At 65.3% G+C, this 15,540-nt stretch carries 13 protein-coding genes; 5 read left to right on the plus strand and 8 right to left on the minus strand.

The window, feature by feature from the left end; genetic code table 11:
* The 4 genes from ttgB to E3U47_RS11060 all read left to right on the plus strand — a co-directional run bounded on the left by ttgB (position 1) and on the right by E3U47_RS11060 (position 7,271).
* Positions 1–3,153 carry a multidrug efflux RND transporter permease subunit TtgB gene (ttgB, locus tag E3U47_RS11045; RefSeq protein ID WP_134691479.1) on the plus strand — a complete coding sequence of 1,051 codons (3,153 nt, stop codon included), beginning with the start codon at positions 1–3 and terminating at the stop codon, positions 3,151–3,153.
* Positions 3,150–4,595, plus strand: a complete 1,446-nt coding sequence (locus E3U47_RS11050) for an AdeC/AdeK/OprM family multidrug efflux complex outer membrane factor (RefSeq protein ID WP_134691480.1) — start codon at positions 3,150–3,152, stop codon at positions 4,593–4,595. Before ttgB ends, E3U47_RS11050 begins: the two co-directional genes overlap by 4 nt.
* 336 nt (positions 4,596–4,931) lie before the next feature.
* A complete protein-coding gene (locus E3U47_RS11055; RefSeq protein ID WP_256660262.1) occupies positions 4,932–6,116 on the plus strand; it encodes an OprD family porin in 1,185 nt (394 codons plus the stop codon).
* A 171-nt stretch (positions 6,117–6,287) separates the two neighbouring features.
* Complete coding sequence (locus E3U47_RS11060) at positions 6,288–7,271, plus strand: LysR family transcriptional regulator (protein WP_134691482.1); 984 nt, start codon at positions 6,288–6,290, stop codon at positions 7,269–7,271.
* On the opposite strand, the gene E3U47_RS11065 is transcribed toward E3U47_RS11060, so the two are convergent.
* On the minus strand, positions 7,171–7,857 hold the full coding sequence (locus tag E3U47_RS11065; RefSeq protein ID WP_134691483.1) for a Crp/Fnr family transcriptional regulator: 687 nt from the start codon (positions 7,855–7,857) through the stop codon (positions 7,171–7,173). The two genes, E3U47_RS11060 and E3U47_RS11065, sit on opposite strands and share 101 nt — an antisense overlap.
* A gap of 92 nt (positions 7,858–7,949) precedes the next feature.
* Between E3U47_RS11065 and E3U47_RS11070 the strand changes: the two genes are divergently transcribed.
* A complete protein-coding gene (locus tag E3U47_RS11070) occupies positions 7,950–8,474 on the plus strand; it encodes a DUF962 domain-containing protein (RefSeq protein ID WP_134691484.1) in 525 nt (174 codons plus the stop codon).
* Between the two features lie 85 nt (positions 8,475–8,559).
* Here the strand turns inward: E3U47_RS11070 and pcaC are convergent, their stop codons facing one another.
* The 7 genes from pcaC to E3U47_RS11105 form a co-directional block, all read right to left on the minus strand.
* Positions 8,560–8,952, minus strand: coding sequence for a 4-carboxymuconolactone decarboxylase (gene pcaC, locus E3U47_RS11075; protein WP_070093782.1), 393 nt, complete (start codon positions 8,950–8,952; stop codon positions 8,560–8,562).
* Positions 8,953–8,962: 10 nt separating this feature from the next.
* Positions 8,963–9,754 (minus strand): 3-oxoadipate enol-lactonase, encoded by a 792-nt coding sequence (pcaD, locus tag E3U47_RS11080; protein ID WP_134691485.1) that lies wholly within the window; start codon positions 9,752–9,754, stop codon positions 8,963–8,965.
* 12 nt (positions 9,755–9,766) lie between these two features.
* On the minus strand, positions 9,767–11,119 hold the full coding sequence (locus tag E3U47_RS11085; protein ID WP_134691486.1) for a 3-carboxy-cis,cis-muconate cycloisomerase: 1,353 nt from the start codon (positions 11,117–11,119) through the stop codon (positions 9,767–9,769).
* A 9-nt stretch (positions 11,120–11,128) separates the two neighbouring features.
* Positions 11,129–12,418, minus strand: a complete 1,290-nt coding sequence (locus E3U47_RS11090) for an MFS family transporter (RefSeq protein ID WP_134691487.1) — start codon at positions 12,416–12,418, stop codon at positions 11,129–11,131.
* Positions 12,419–12,643: 225 nt separating this feature from the next.
* Positions 12,644–13,849, minus strand: coding sequence for a 3-oxoadipyl-CoA thiolase (pcaF, locus tag E3U47_RS11095; RefSeq protein ID WP_177414220.1), 1,206 nt, complete (start codon positions 13,847–13,849; stop codon positions 12,644–12,646).
* Positions 13,846–14,625, minus strand: coding sequence for a CoA-transferase subunit beta (locus tag E3U47_RS11100; RefSeq protein ID WP_134691489.1), 780 nt, complete (start codon positions 14,623–14,625; stop codon positions 13,846–13,848). Before E3U47_RS11100 ends, pcaF begins: the two co-directional genes overlap by 4 nt.
* Positions 14,622–15,482 carry a CoA transferase subunit A gene (locus E3U47_RS11105; protein WP_094010170.1) on the minus strand — a complete coding sequence of 287 codons (861 nt, stop codon included), beginning with the start codon at positions 15,480–15,482 and terminating at the stop codon, positions 14,622–14,624. Before E3U47_RS11105 ends, E3U47_RS11100 begins: the two co-directional genes overlap by 4 nt.
* Between the last annotated feature and the right edge of the window lie 58 nt (positions 15,483–15,540).

Here is a 15,540-nt window from a genome sequence, read left to right on the forward strand (position 1 = left end):
ATGTCGAAGTTCTTTATCGATCGCCCGATCTTCGCCTGGGTGATCGCCCTGGTGATCATGCTGGTCGGCGCCTTGTCGATCCTGAAGCTGCCGATCAACCAGTACCCGAGCATCGCGCCGCCGGCCATCGCCATCGCCGTGACCTACCCGGGCGCCTCGGCGCAGACGGTGCAGGACACCGTGGTGCAGGTGATCGAGCAGCAGCTCAACGGTATCGACAACCTGCGGTATGTGTCCTCGGAAAGTAACTCCGACGGCAGCATGACCATCACCGCCACCTTCGAGCAGGGCACCAACGCCGACACGGCGCAGGTCCAGGTGCAGAACAAGCTGAACCTGGCCACCCCGCTGCTGCCGCAAGAGGTGCAACAGCAAGGTATCCGCGTCACCAAGGCAGTGAAGAACTTCCTGCTGGTGATCGGCCTGGTGTCCGAAGACGGCAGCATGACCAAGGACGACCTGGCCAACTACATCGTCTCCAACATGCAGGACCCGATCTCGCGGACCGCCGGCGTGGGTGACTTCCAGGTGTTCGGCGCGCAGTACGCCATGCGTATCTGGCTCGATCCGGCCAAGCTGAACAAGTTCCAGCTGACCCCGGTCGACGTGCGCACCGCGGTGGCCGCGCAGAACGTGCAGGTGTCCTCCGGCCAGCTCGGCGGCCTGCCGGCCCTGCCGGGTACCCAGCTCAACGCCACCATCATCGGCAAGACCCGCCTGCAGACCGCCGAGCAGTTCGAGAAGATCCTGCTCAAGGTCAACGCCGACGGCTCCCAGGTGCGCCTGCGCGATGTCGCCACGGTCGGCCTGGGTGGCGAGAACTACGCCATCAGCGCGCAGTACAACGGCTTCCCGGCCTCGGGCCTGGCGGTCAAGCTGGCCACCGGCGCCAACGCCCTGGATACCGCCAAGGCCCTGCGCCAGACCATCGCCGACCTGGAGCCGTTCTTCCCGCCAGGAGTCAAGGCGGTGTTCCCGTACGACACCACCCCGGTGGTCACCGAATCGATCAGCGGCGTGATCCACACCCTGATCGAAGCCGTGGTCCTGGTGTTCCTGGTGATGTACCTGTTCCTGCAGAACTTCCGCGCCACCATCATCACCACCATGACCGTGCCGGTGGTGTTGCTCGGGACCTTCGGCATCCTCGCCGCCGCCGGCTTCAGCATCAACACCCTGACCATGTTCGCCATGGTCCTGGCCATCGGCTTGCTGGTGGACGATGCCATCGTCGTGGTGGAGAACGTCGAACGGGTGATGTCCGAGGAAGGGCTACCGCCCAAGGAGGCGACCAAGCGCTCCATGGAGCAGATCCAGGGCGCCCTGGTGGGTATCGCCCTGGTACTGTCGGCGGTACTGTTGCCGATGGCCTTCTTCGGCGGCTCCACCGGCGTGATCTACCGCCAGTTCTCGATCACCATCGTCTCGGCCATGGGCCTGTCGGTGCTGGTCGCGCTGATCTTCACCCCGGCCCTGTGCGCCACCATGCTCAAGCCGCTGAAGAAGGGCGAGCATCATGTCGCCAAGCGCGGCTTCTTCGGCTGGTTCAACCGCAACTTCGACCGCAGCGTCGTCGGCTACGAACGCAGCGTCGGCACCATCCTGCGCAACAAGGTGCCGTTCCTGCTGGCCTATGCGCTGATCGTGGTCGGCATGATCTGGCTGTTCGCCCGCATCCCCACCGCGTTCCTTCCGGAAGAAGACCAGGGCGTGCTGTTCGCCCAGGTGCAGACTCCGGCCGGTTCCAGTGCCGAGCGCACCCAGGTAGTGGTCGACCAGATGCGCGAGTACCTGCTCAAGGACGAAGCCGATACCGTCTCGTCGGTGTTCACCGTCAACGGCTTCAACTTCGCCGGTCGCGGGCAAAGCTCGGGCATGGCGTTCATCATGCTCAAGCCCTGGGGTGAGCGCTCGAAGGAGAACAGCGTGTTCGCCCTCGCCCAACGCGCGCAGATGCACTTCTTCGGCTTCCGCGACGCGATGGTGTTCGCCTTCGCGCCGCCAGCGGTACTCGAACTGGGTAACGCCACCGGCTTCGACGTGTTCCTCCAGGACCGCGCCGGTGTCGGCCACGAGAAGCTGATGGAAGCGCGCAACCAGTTCCTGGCCAAGGCCGCGCAGAGCAAGATCCTCAGCGCCGTGCGCCCGAACGGCCTGAACGACGAGCCGCAGTACCAGCTGACCATCGACGACGAACGCGCCAGTGCCCTGGGCGTGACCATCGCCGACATCAACAACACCCTGTCGATCGCCCTGGGCGGTAACTACGTCAACGACTTCATCGACCGTGGTCGGGTCAAGAAGGTCTATATCCAGGGCGAGCCAAGCGCCCGGATGAGCCCGGAAGACCTGCAGAAGTGGTACGTGCGCAACGGCGCGGGCGAAATGGTGCCGTTCTCCTCCTTCGCCAAGGGCGAGTGGAGCTACGGCTCGCCGAAGCTGTCGCGCTACAACGGCGTGGAGGCCATCGAGATCCTCGGTACCCCGGCGCCTGGCTACAGTACCGGTGAGGCCATGGCCGAAGTTGAACGCATCGCCGGCGAACTGCCAACCGGCATCGGCTACTCCTGGACCGGCATGTCCTACGAGGAAAAGCTCTCCGGCTCGCAAATGCCGGCGCTGTTCGCCCTCTCGGTACTGTTCGTGTTCCTCTGCCTGGCAGCGCTGTACGAAAGCTGGTCGATCCCGATCGCCGTGGTGCTGGTGGTGCCGCTGGGTATCATCGGTGCGCTGATCGCCACCAGCCTGCGCGGACTGTCCAACGACGTGTACTTCCTGGTCGGCCTGCTGACCACCATCGGCCTGGCGGCGAAGAACGCGATCCTGATCGTCGAATTCGCCAAGGAACTGCACGAGCAGGGCCGCAGCCTGTACGACTCGGCCATCGAAGCCTGCCGCATGCGTCTGCGTCCGATCATCATGACCTCGCTGGCGTTCATCCTCGGCGTGGTACCGTTGACCATCGCCAGCGGCGCCGGCGCCGGCAGCCAACACGCCATCGGCACCGGGGTGATCGGCGGCATGATCAGTGCGACCGTGCTGGCCATCTTCTGGGTACCGCTATTCTTCGTCGCAGTGTCGTCGCTGTTCGGCAGCAAAGAGCCGAAAAAAGACGCCACCCCTGAAACTCCACGTTATGAGGCTGGGCAATGACCAAGTCTTTGTTGTCCCTCGCAGTAACCGCGTTCATTCTCGGCGGCTGCTCGCTGATCCCCGACTACCAGGCGCCGGAGGCGCCGGTAGCCGCGCAGTGGCCGCAAGGCCCTGCCTACTCGCCGACCGAGTCGGCCAACGTCGCCGCCGCCGAACAGGGCTGGCGCCAGTTCTTCCACGACCCGGCGCTGCAACAACTGATCCAGACGTCGCTGGAAAACAACCGCGACCTGCGCGTAGCGGCGCTGAACATCGACGCCTACCGGGCGCAGTACCGCATCCAGCGCGCCGACCTGTTCCCAGCCGTATCGGCCAATGGCAGCGGCAGCCGCCAGCGGATGCCGGCGAACATGTCGCAAACCGGCGAGTCGAGCATCTCCAGCCAGTACTCGGCCACCCTCGGGGTCAGCTCCTATGAGCTGGACCTGTTCGGCCGCGTGCGCAGCCTGAGCGAGCAAGCACTGGAAACCTACCTGTCCAGTGAGCAGGCGCGCCGCTCCACGCAGATCAGCCTGGTGGCCAGCGTGGCCAACGCCTATTACACCTGGCAGGCCGACCAGGCCCTGCTGAAGCTCACCCAAGAAACGCTGAAGACCTACGAAGAGAGCTACAACCTCACCCGCCGCAGCAATGAAGTGGGCGTGGCTTCGGCCCTCGACCTGAGCCAGGCGCGCACCGCCGTGGAAGGCGCGCGGGTCAAGTACTCGCAGTACCAGCGCCTGGTCGCCCAGGACCTCAACAGCCTGACCGTGCTGGTCGGTACCGGCGTGCCGGCCAACCTGCCCAAGGCGCTGGAGCTCGATGCCGACCAACTGGCCGAAGTGCCGGCGGGCCTGCCGTCCGACATTCTGCAGCGGCGCCCGGACATCCAGGAGGCCGAGCACCTGCTCAAGGCCGCCAACGCCAACATCGGCGCGGCCCGCGCCGCGTTCTTCCCGAGCATCAGCCTGACCGCCAATGCCGGTACCCTGAGCCCGGACATGGGTGGCCTGTTCAAGGGCGGCTCCGGCACCTGGCTGTTCCAGCCGCAGATCAACCTGCCGATCTTCAACGCCGGCAGCCTGAAGGCCAGCCTGGACTACTCGAAGATCCAGAAGGACATCAACGTCGCCAAGTACGAAAAGACCATCCAGACCGCCTTCCAGGAAGTCGCCGATGGCCTGGCCGCGCGCAAGACGTTCGAGGAGCAGTTGCAGGCCCAGCGTGACCTGGTGGCCGCCAACCAGGACTACTACCGCCTGGCCGAGCGCCGCTACCGCATCGGTATCGACAGCAACCTGACCTTCCTCGATGCCCAGCGCAACCTGTTCAGCGCCCAGCAGTCGCTGATCGGCGACCGCCTGTCGCAGTTGGTCAGCGAAGTAAACCTGTACAAGGCCCTTGGTGGCGGCTGGTACGAGCAGACCCAGCAGCAGGCCTCGATCCAGACGCCGAAAGGCTGATTGCACTGATAGCAGCATCAAGCCCACCCTTGCGGTGGGCTTTTTGTTTGAAGCCTTACACCGTCCCCTGTAGGAGCAGCCTCAGCACAATCAGACATATCGTTCGATAATCGCCCCGTTCCGCGTTCCACGAATTGCCTCGACCCCGCCCTCCCCCGCACCATCGCCCACGCAACGTTGCACAAGTTCTCTCTAAAGATGCCGACCCTGCGGGCCCGTACCCACAGCGCACAGGCTCGCCCAATAAAAACAAGAGATCCACGACAGATGAGCACTTTGCAACCCGCCCGCCAGCTGCTGCCCGGCCTGTTGGCCCTGTCCTGCGCCTTGCCAGGCATGGCCGCCGAAGGTGGCTTCCTGGAAGACGCCAAGGCCAGCCTCAACCTGCGCAACTTCTACATCAACCGCAACTTCGTCGACCCGGCCAACCCCCAGGGCAAGGCCGAGGAATGGACCCAGAGCTTCATTCTCGATGCCCGCTCCGGCTTCACCCAAGGCACCGTCGGTTTCGGCATCGATGTACTGGGGCTGTACTCGGTCAAGCTCGATGGCGGCAAGGGTACAGCCGGCACCCACCTGCTGCCGGTGCATGACGACGGTCGCCCGGCGGACGATTTCGGCCGCCTGGGGGTAGCGCTCAAGACGCGCCTGTCGCAGACCGAACTCAAAGTCGGCGAGTGGATGCCGGTGCTGCCGATCCTGCGTTCGGACGATGGCCGCTCGTTGCCGCAGACTTTCCGCGGCGGCCAGCTGACCTCGAAGGAGATCGACGGCCTGACCCTGTATGCCGGCCAGTTCCGCGGCAATAGCCCGCGCAACGATGCGAGCATGGAAGACATGTTCATGCAGGGCCGCGCCGGTATCACCTCCGACCGCTTCAACTTCGCCGGCGGCGAATACAGCTTCAACGACAAGCGCACGATGCTCGGCCTGTGGGATGCCCGGCTGAAAGACATCTATCGCCAGCAGTATCTGAACCTGGTGCACAGCCAGCCGTTGGGCGACTGGACCTTGGGTGCCAACCTGGGCTACTTCCTCGGCAAGGAGGATGGCAGCGCCCGCGCCGGCGACCTGGACAACCGCACCGCCTCGGCCATGCTCTCGGCGCGCTACCAGGGCCATACCTTCTATATCGGCCTGCAGAAGGTCAGTGGCGACGACGCCTGGATGCGCGTCAACGGCACCAGTGGCGGCACACTGGCCAACGACAGTTACAACGCCAGCTTCGACAATGCCAAGGAGCGCTCCTGGCAACTGCGTCACGACTTCAATTTCGTCACCGTCGGCATCCCCGGCCTGACCTTGATGAACCGCTACATCAAAGGCGACAACGTGCATGCCGCAGGAGTGGACGATGGCAAGGAATGGGCCCGGGAGACCGAGCTGGCCTACGTGGTGCAGGCCGGGACCTTCAAGGACCTGTCGGTGAAGTGGCGTAACTCGACCATGCGCAGGGATTTCAGCAGCAACGCGTTCGATGAGAACAGGTTGATTGTCAGCTACCCGTTCAATCTCCTTTGAGGCCATCGCGGGGCAAGTCGGAGCGGCGATGCGGCAACCCGACTTGCCCCGCGATTGGACCTGCTGTGCAGCAAATAACCAGAAGACATATCCAAATCCAATAACATTCTTTGACGCTATATGTAACAAGCCGCTAAAACCAAGCTCCGATCCCCGCACCAGAGCCCGAGCATGGACCTCCGCCAACTGCGCTATTTCATCGCCCTCACCGAATACCGCAGTTTCGTCCGCGCAGCCGACGCCATGGGCATCACCCAACCCGCCTTCAGCCGCGCAATCCAGAACCTCGAACATACCTTTGGCTGCGCCCTGGTCGATCGCGCCAGCAAGGCATTGCCTCCCACCCCCGAGGGCCAGGTGGTGTTGCAACATGCCCGTCGCCTGGTCCAGGGCGCCGCGCAACTGAACAACGACGTCCTGCAGATGACCAAGCTCGATGCCGGAGAGCTGCGCTTCGGCAGCGGCCCGGCCCTGGCCGTGCGCCTGGTGCCCGAGGCCCTGCAACATTTCATCAGGACTCATCCCGGTATCCGCACCGACCTGCTGGTGGACAATGCCGAGCGCCTGGGCCAGGCCCTGCGTCGCGAGCAGATCGAGTTTTTCGTCGATGACGTGCGGCCCTTCGAGGCCGATCCCAACTTCCACACCGAGGCACTGTCCCCACGCCCAGGCCTGTTCTTCTGCCGCCCCGGGCACCCATTGCTGGCCAAGGACAGCCTGTCGACCAACGACCTGTTCGCCTATCCCCTGGCCAGCGCCCTGCTGGCCCCCGGCGTGCGCAAACGCCTGGCCAATCTCAGCGGACGCACCGACTTCACCCCGCACCTGCAGACCGAGCACCTGGCGGTACTGCGCAGCGTGGTGCTGGCCAGCGACGCCATCGGCACGGCCAGCGAAGAGGCGGTGGTCGAGGACCTGGCCGCCGGCCATCTGGTGCGTCTGCACTGGCGCAACCTGCCGCCAGGCCTGGAAGTACTCAGCGTGCGCTGTGGGGTGATCAGTCGCAGCGGCCAGCGCCTGTCACCAGCGGCGCGGGCAATGATCGACACCCTGGTCAACCTGGATGCTGCCCCATCGCCCGCAGACGTGGCGCATCGACAATCTCCACCTCGCCATAGCCCAGGCGCACCACGCCGGCCTGTTCGAGGCTCCTGAGGATCTGGTTGATGGTCTGGCGCGACAGCGACAGCATCAAGGCCAGCTGTTCCTGGGACACCTGCAACCGCCATTGGGCGACATCGCGCTCACCGTAGCCTTCGGCCATCTGCAACAGCCGTTGCGCCACCCGCGGCGCGGCGGCCAGCAGGCTCTGCTGCTCGAGGGCGACGAACACCCAGCGCAACTTGTGGCTCATCAGCAGGGCCAGGTCGCGCCAGTGCTCTGGCTGGCAGGCCAACCATTCCAGCAACGGCGCCTGGGGAATCCACAGCAGGCGTGTCGGCCCCTCGGCATAGGCATCATGGGTGCGCGGCTGGCCATCGAACAGGCTGATCTCACCGAACCAATGGGGTGACTCGACCAGCGTCAGCAACGCCTCCTTGCCCGCGCTGCTGACCGCCCCGACCCGCATCGCCCCTTCGAGTACCGCATACAGACCACACGGCGCATCGCCGCGCTGGAACAGACGCTGCCCCGCTGCCAGCTCGCGCGGACGGCCCAGGGCCAGCAGACTATCCTGAACGGTAACGGGCAACTGCCGGAACCATTGGCCATGCAGCAGCTGAGTACGCGGATCGTGCATGGCGCCTCGCAAAGCGAACTCTGTCGGCCAGGCGACAGACGACGATGAATGAACAGGGGCAAGCTGTGCTCACCCCTGATGGAGGAACAACAATGAAAAACCTCGTCGAGCACCTGAGTCAATACGCGGCCTACCACCGCGATCCACGCAACATCGCCACCCACTTCATCGGCATTCCGCTGATCGTGCTGGCCGTGGCCGTGCTGCTGTCACGCCCGGGCTGGGACGTGGCGGGCTTCTGGCTGTCGCCGGCGCTGCTGCTGGCGATCTGGTCGGTGTGGTTCTACCTGCGCCTGGACCTGCGCTTCGGCCTGGTGATGGGCCTGCTGCTGGGCTTGTGCCTGTGGGCCGGCCAGGCGCTGGCCGTGCAGAGTACCGGGCTGTGGTTGAGTGCCGGACTGGGTGCGTTCGTGGTGGGCTGGATCATCCAGTTCGTCGGACATGCCTACGAAGGGCGCAAGCCGGCATTCGTCGATGACCTGAGCGGGCTGATCGTCGGGCCACTGTTCGTGGTGGCGGAGCTGGCGTTCATGGCTGGGCTGTGCGGCGAGCTGAAAAAGACCGTGGAGGCCAATGCCGGGCCTGTCGCCGTTCGCCAGAAGAAAGCAGTCATCTGAAATAGCCACGGGGCAAGTCGCATCGGCGCACCGCCGCTCCCACGCGCCGATTCCAGAGGCGTGGGGCGAGCTTGCCGCCGATGCGTTACTGCCTGGACTCCACCCCCAGCTCATCCCACACCGACTCGGCCAGGTGGAACGTGGCATTGGCCGCCGGGATCCCGCAGTAGATCGCGCTCTGCATGATCACTTCCTTGATCTCCTCCCGCGTCACGCCATTGTTGGCGGCCGCGCGCAGGTGCAGCTTGAGTTCGTCGTTGCGATTCATGCCGATCAGCATGGCGATGGTGATCAGGCTGCGGGTGTGCCGGGGCAGGCCGGGGCGGGTCCAGATATCGCCCCAGGCGTGCCGGGTGATCATCTCCTGGAACTCGCCGTTGAAATCATTGAGCTTTTCCAGGCTGCGGTCCACGTGGGCATCGCCGAGCACCGCGCGACGCACCTGCATGCCGGCATCGTAACGTTGTTTCTCATCCATGGCAGGTTCCTCAGCGGGCCAGCAGGAAGTCGAGCACACGGGCGGTGAAGGCCGCGCCGATCTCGACGTTGGACAGGTGCGCCGCCGGGAACTCGGCATAGGTCGCGTTGACGATGCGGCTGTGCATGAAGCGGCCATGCTCAGGCGTGGTGACCACGTCCGCAGTGCCCGCCACCACCAGCGTCGAAACCTGGATGCGCCCCAGCTGTTCACGGTAATCGGCATCACGTACCGCCGCGCAGTTGGCCGCATAACCTTCTGGGCTGGTGTGCGCGAGCATCTGGCAGATGCGCTGGGCCTCGGCCGGCTGCGCCTGGGCGAAGGCCGGGGTGAACCAACGGGCGATGGAGCCGTCGCGCAGGTCCGCCATGGCCTGCTGCCCCCCCTTGAGCACCGTGTCGATGCGAGAGTTCCAGACCTCGTCGTTGGCGATCTTCGCCGCGGTGTTGCACAGGGTCAGGCTGTGCAGGCGGTGGCCGGCGTTGATGCCCAGCCACTGGCCGATCAGGCCGCCCATGGACAGGCCGACGAAGTGCGCATGCTCGATGTCCAGCGCATCGAGCAGGGCCAGCACGTCGCCCCCCAGCTGTTCGATGCTATAGGGGCCTTGAGTGACCAGCGAGCCGCCATGGCCACGGGTATCGTAGCGCAGCACGCGAAAGTGTTCGCTCCAGGCAGGAATCTGCTCGTCCCACATGCCCAGGTCAGTGCCCAGGGAGTTGGACAGCACCAGCACCTGCGCATCGGCCGGGCCATCGAGTTGGTAGTTCAGTACGCCATCGGCCAGTTGCAAATGCGCCACAGCGGTCTCCTATCAGGCAGTGAAACGTTGATGTTCAGCCACGGCGCGCGCCACCCAGACGCGGGCCTGGCCCAGGTAATGGGTGGAGTCGAGCAGGCGGTCGAGCTCGTCGCCGGACAACTCGGCGTTGACCTGCGGCTCATCACCGAGCACTGCACGCAGATGACGCCCTTCGGCCACGGCGCGCTGGCAGCACTGCTCCAGCAGGTGATGGGCACGGTCGCGGCCCAGGCGTTGGGCGAGGACGATACTGACCGCCTCGGCCAGCACCAGGCCCTGGGTGAGGTCGAGGTTGCGGCGCATGCGTTCGGCGTCCACCTCCATGCCTTCGGCGATCACCTGGGCATGACGCAGGGCACCGGAGACCAGGCAGCAGATCTCCGGCAGGGTTTCCCACTCGGCGTGCCACAGGCCGAGGCTGCGCTCGTGCTCCTGGGGCATCGCGCTGAACAAGGTCGAGAGCAGCCCGGGCACACGGGTAGCAGCGCCGATCAGCACCGCCGCACCGACCGGATTGCGCTTGTGCGGCATGGTCGAGGAACCGCCCTTGCCAGGTGCGGCGGGTTCGAACAACTCGCCTGCCTCGGTCTGCATCAGCAGGCTGACGTCACGGCCGAACTTGCCCAGGCTACCGGCGACCAGGCCCAGCACCGAGGCAAACTCCACCAGGCGGTCGCGCTGGGTGTGCCATGGCTGTTCGGGCAAGGACAGTTTCAATTGCACGGCCAGGGCCTCGGCCACCGGCAGCGCTTTGCTGCCCAGCGCCGCCAGGCTGCCGGAAGCACCACCGAACTGCAGCACCAGCAGGCGCGGGCGCAGTTCCTTGAGGCGTTGGCGATGGCGAGTGAGGGCGCCGAGCACACCGGCCAGCTTCATGCCCAGCGTCACCGGCGTGGCATGCTGCAACCAGGTCCGCCCCACCAGCGGCGTGTCGGCATGCTGCAATGCCTGATGCGCCAGGGTGTCGGCCAGTTTGCCGAGATCGTTTTCGAGCAACCCCAGGGCCTCGCGCAGTTGCAGCACCAGGCCGCTGTCCATCGCATCCTGGCTGGTCGCGCCCAGGTGCACATAGCGCTCAGCCTCGGGGACGCCGCTGGCGACCACCTTGCCCAGGGCCTTGACCAGTGGGATCGCCGAATTGCCGGCCACCGCGATGGCGTCGGCCAGCGCCCGGGCATCGTAGCGCTCGGCCTTGCAGGCCGCCTCGATGGCAGTCACCGCCGTGTGCGGCACCAGCCCGGCGGCCGCTTCGGCGCGGGCCAGGGCCGCCTCGAAGTCGAGCATGCCCTGCAAGCGGCCTCGGTCGGAGAAAACCTCGCGCATGGCCGGGGCGGTGAAGTAGGCGTCGAACAGTTGGTTGCTCATGCAACGTCCTTAGTGATCGTGGTGCAGGTACGCCGCCTGCTTTGGCAGGCGCAGGCTGAACAGGAAAGCCACCGCCATCATGGCGGTCACGTACCAGTAGAAGGTGTTCTCCATGCCCAAGGTTTTCAAGCCCAGTGCCACGTACTCGGCCGAGCCGCCGAACACCGCGTTGGCCACGGCGTAGGCCAGCCCCACGCCCAATGCGCGAACCTGTGGCGGGAACATCTCGGCCTTCACCAGGCCGCTGATGGAGGTGTAGAAGCTGACGATGCACAAGGCCAGGGTCACCAGCACGAAGGCCATGAACGGGCTGGTCACGGTCTTCAGCGCCATCAGCAAGGGGACGGTGAAGAGCGTCCCCAGGGCGCCGAACAGCAGCATCGAATTACGCCGACCGATGCGGTCGGAGAGCATGCCGAACAGCGGCTGCAGGATCATGAACAGGAACAACGCGCCGGTCATGACGAAACTGGCGCTCTTGGCGTTCATGCCGGCGGTGTTGACCAGGTACTTCTGCATGTAGGTGGTGAAGGTATAGAAGATCAGCGAACCACCGGCGGTATAGCCCAGCACAGTGACGAAAGCCGCGGCATGATTGCGAAACAGCCCGCTGATGGTACCGGCATCCTTGTCCTGGCGGGTCTCGGCGCTGCTGGTCTCCTTCAGCGAACGGCGCAGCATCAGCGAGATCAACGCGGCAATGGCACCGACCACGAACGGGATGCGCCAGCCATAGGCGCGCAGTTCATCCTCGCTGAGCAGTTGCTGCAGGATCACCACCACCAGCACCGCCAGCAACTGGCCGCCGATCAGGGTGACGTACTGGAACGAGGCAAAGAAACCGCGTTGCCCACGCAGCGCCACTTCGCTCATGTAGGTGGCCGTGGTGCCGTACTCACCGCCCACCGACAGGCCCTGGATCAGCCGCGCCAGCAGCAGCAAGGCCGGCGCCCAGGCGCCGATGCTGGCGTAGGTGGGCAGGCAGGCGATGATCAGCGAGCCGCCGCACATCATCAGCACCGAGATCATCAGCGAGTTCTTGCGCCCGTGACGGTCGGCCAGGCGGCCGAAGATCCAGCCGCCGATAGGGCGCATCAGAAAGCCCGCGGCGAACACGCCGGCGGTGTTGAGCAACTGCACCGTGGGGTCGTCGGAGGGGAAGAAGGCCGGGGCGAAGTAGATGGCGCAGAAGGCGTAGACATAAAAGTCGAACCATTCCACCAGGTTGCCCGACGAGGCACCGACGATGGCGAAGATGCGTTTACTGCGTTCTTCGCCGGTGTAATAGGTTGAGGTCATGGTGCGTTTACTCCTGGAGGGTCACAGGTAATTCTAGACATACCTGGTTACACACTCGTTCCGCTATCGGGATCACGCTGCGCCTTGTCTGTAGGAGCGGCCTCGTGTCGCGAAAGGGCTGCAAAGCAGCCCCAGCGATATAAAGGTGGTGCAAAGATCCTGGGGGTGCTTCGCCCCCCTTTCGCGACACGAGGCCGCTCCTACACACAAGTGCTGTGCTGCGGATCAGACCCGCTCGATGGCCAATGCCAACCCCTGCCCAACCCCCACACACATGGTCGCCAGGCCTTTGCGCCCGCCACTCTTCTCCAACTGGTGCAACGCCGTCAGCACCAACCGCGCACCACTCATGCCCAGCGGATGTCCCAGGGCGATGGCGCCACCGTTGGGGTTCACCTGCGGCGCATCGTCCGCCACACCCAGCTCGCGCAACACCGCCAGGCCCTGGCTGGCAAAGGCTTCATTGAGCTCGATGACATCGAAGTCGGCCACGGCAATGCCAAGGCGCTCGGTCAGCTTGCGCACCGCGGGTAGCGGGCCGATGCCCATCACCCGTGGCGCCACACCGGCGCTGGCCATGCCCAGTACCCGGGCACGTGGGGTCAGACCGTGCATCTTCACCGCCTCGGCCGACGCCAGAATCAACGCGGCGGCACCGTCGTTGACACCCGAGGCGTTGCCAGCGGTAACGGTCTTGTCCGGGCCGTTGACCGGCTTGAGCTTGGCCAGGGCCTCCAGCGTGGTCTGCGGGCGCAGATGTTCGTCGTGCTCGACCACCGTCTCACCCTTGCGGTGCTGGATACGCACCGGCACGATTTCCTCGGCGAAAAAGCCGGCGGCCTGCGCGGCGGCAGCCTTCTGCTGGCTGCGCAGGGCGAAGGCATCCTGGTCGGCACGCGACACCTGGTAATCATCGGCGACGTTGTCGGCGGTCTCGGGCATCGAGTCCACACCGAACTGGGCATTCATCAACGGATTGACGAAGCGCCAGCCGATGGTGGTGTCCTCGAGCTTCATGTTGCGCGAGTAGCCGCTCTCGGCCTTGCCCATCACGAACGGCGCGCGGGACATCGACTCGACGCCACCGGCAATGGCCAGCTCCATCTCGCCGCTGGCGATGGCCCGGAAGGCGCTGCCGACGGCATCCATGCCCGAGGCGCACAGGCGGTTGAGGGTCACGCCCGGGACGCTGTGTGGCAAGCCGGCCAGCAACAGCGCCATGCGCGCCACGTTACGGTTGTCCTCGCCAGCCTGGTTGGCGCAGCCGAAGAACACTTCGTCGAGCCGGTCCCATTGCACACCCGGGTTACGCTCGATCAATGCCTTGAGCGGCACTGCCGCCAGGTCGTCGGCGCGCACGCCGGCCAGGGCCCCGCCGAAACGGCCGATAGGGGTACGAACAGCGTCGCAGATGAAGACGTCACGCATCAGGCTTCTCCTGCCGTCTGGCCATGGGCGGCGGCGGTACGCGCTTCGAGATCGCGCAAAGCGGACAGCTCTACCTCGCTTGGTGCCGCGGTTTGCTGCACCTCCTCGGCAAAGCGGATCGCCCAGCCAGTGGCGTTGATGATCTGCTCGCGGGTCACTCCTGGGTGGATCGAGGTGACCACGAACTCGTGGGTACCTGCCTCCGGCTCCATGATGCACAGGTCGGTAATGATGCCGACCGGCCCCTCACCCGGCAGGCCCAGGCGCTGGCGCGAATCGCCGCCTTCACCATGGCCGACCGAGGTGATGAAGTCGAGCTTATCGACGAAGGCCCGCGGCGACTGCTTGAGGATGATCAGCACCTGTTTTGCCGAACCGGCGATCTCCGGCGCGCCGCCTGCACCCGGCAGACGGGTCTTCGGTGCGTGGTAGTCACCGACCACGGTGGTGTTGATATTGCCGAAACGGTCGACCTGGGCGGCGCCGAGAAAGCCGACGTCGATGCGCCCGCCTTGCAGCCAGTAGCGGAAGATCTCGCCGGTCGGCACCACGGTGTCGGCGCTCTCGGCCAGCTCGCCGTCACCGATGGACAGCGGTAGCACGCTGGGTTTGGCACCGATCGGGCCGGACTCGTAGATCAGCACCACGTCGGGCGACGAGGTCAGGCGCGCCAGGTTGGCGGCCTTGGACGGCAGGCCGATACCAACGAAGCAGACAGCGCCGTTGCGCAGGCGACGGGCGGCGGCGACGGTCATCATTTCGGAAGTGGAGTAGCTCATTGCGCGGCCTCCGCGGTGCTGGCCAGCCTGGCCTGGAATTCAGTGAAGTCGGCGGTGCCACGGATATAGGTATCGATCCAGGCAGTGAACGACTCACGGTTGCGGGCAATCGGGTCCCAGGCCTGGTAGAAGCGGTTGTCGCGCTCGTAGTAGCCATGGGCGTAGGACGGGTGGGCGCCGCCGGGCACCAGGCACACCGCGCTAAGGGCCCAGGTCGGCAGTACACAGGCATTCATCGGTGCCTGCAGGTCATCGACGATCTCCTCGACGGTGACAATGCAGCGCTTGGCTGCCAGCGCCGCTTCCTTCTGCACGCCGAGGATGCCCCACAGCAATACGTTGCCCTTGCGGTCGGCCTTCTGCGCATGGATCACGGTGACGTCCGGACGCACCGACGGCACGGCGGCGAGCACCTCGCCGGTGAACGGGCAAGTAACGGACTTGATCAGCGGGTTGACCTTCGGCAGGTCGGAGCCGGCGTAGGCGCGCAGCACCGCGAACGGCAGACCGGAGGCGCCGGCGACATAGGCGTTGGCCAGGTCGGCGTGGCTGTGCTCCTCGATCTCGATGGCGTGGGGCCACTGTTTCTCCACCGCGTCGCGCAGGCGGTGCAGCGAACCGACGCCGGGGTTGCCGCCCCAGGAGAAGATCAATTTGCGCGCGCAACCGGCGCCGATCAGTTGGTCGTAGATCAGGTCCGGGGTCATGCGCACCAGGGTCAGGTCGCGCTTGCCCTGGCGGATGATCTCGTGGCCGGCGGCGGTCGGGATCAGGTGGGTGAAACCTTCGAGGGCGACACTGTCGCCATCCTGGATGAACTGCTTCACGGCCTCGTGAAGCGAGAGGATTGCTGCCATTGGAGACTCCTGGTCAGGTCGAGTCGGGTCAGTGAGCAGCGGACCGATACATCGCTGC

The organism is Pseudomonas sp. RIT623 (assembly GCF_004519305.1).
In the GTDB taxonomy this organism is placed as follows: Bacteria; Pseudomonadota; Gammaproteobacteria; order Pseudomonadales; family Pseudomonadaceae; genus Aquipseudomonas.

Bases quoted from the DNA above. Each gene is read 5' to 3' on its own strand.
- ttgB (WP_134691479.1), top strand. From the start codon at position 1: ATGTCGAAGTTCTTTATCGATCGCCCGATCTTCGCCTGGGTGATCGCC.
- E3U47_RS11050 (WP_134691480.1), top strand. From the start codon at position 3,150: ATGACCAAGTCTTTGTTGTCCCTCGCAGTAACCGCGTTCATTCTCGGC.
- E3U47_RS11055 (WP_256660262.1), top strand. From the start codon at position 4,932: ATGGCCGCCGAAGGTGGCTTCCTGGAAGACGCCAAGGCCAGCCTCAAC.
- E3U47_RS11060 (WP_134691482.1), top strand. From the start codon at position 6,288: ATGGACCTCCGCCAACTGCGCTATTTCATCGCCCTCACCGAATACCGC.
- E3U47_RS11065 (WP_134691483.1), bottom strand. From the start codon at position 7,857: ATGCACGATCCGCGTACTCAGCTGCTGCATGGCCAATGGTTCCGGCAG.
- E3U47_RS11070 (WP_134691484.1), top strand. From the start codon at position 7,950: ATGAAAAACCTCGTCGAGCACCTGAGTCAATACGCGGCCTACCACCGC.
- pcaC (WP_070093782.1), bottom strand. From the start codon at position 8,952: ATGGATGAGAAACAACGTTACGATGCCGGCATGCAGGTGCGTCGCGCG.
- E3U47_RS11085 (WP_134691486.1), bottom strand. From the start codon at position 11,119: ATGAGCAACCAACTGTTCGACGCCTACTTCACCGCCCCGGCCATGCGC.
- E3U47_RS11090 (WP_134691487.1), bottom strand. From the start codon at position 12,418: ATGACCTCAACCTATTACACCGGCGAAGAACGCAGTAAACGCATCTTC.
- E3U47_RS11100 (WP_134691489.1), bottom strand. From the start codon at position 14,625: ATGAGCTACTCCACTTCCGAAATGATGACCGTCGCCGCCGCCCGTCGC.
- E3U47_RS11105 (WP_094010170.1), bottom strand. From the start codon at position 15,482: ATGGCAGCAATCCTCTCGCTTCACGAGGCCGTGAAGCAGTTCATCCAG.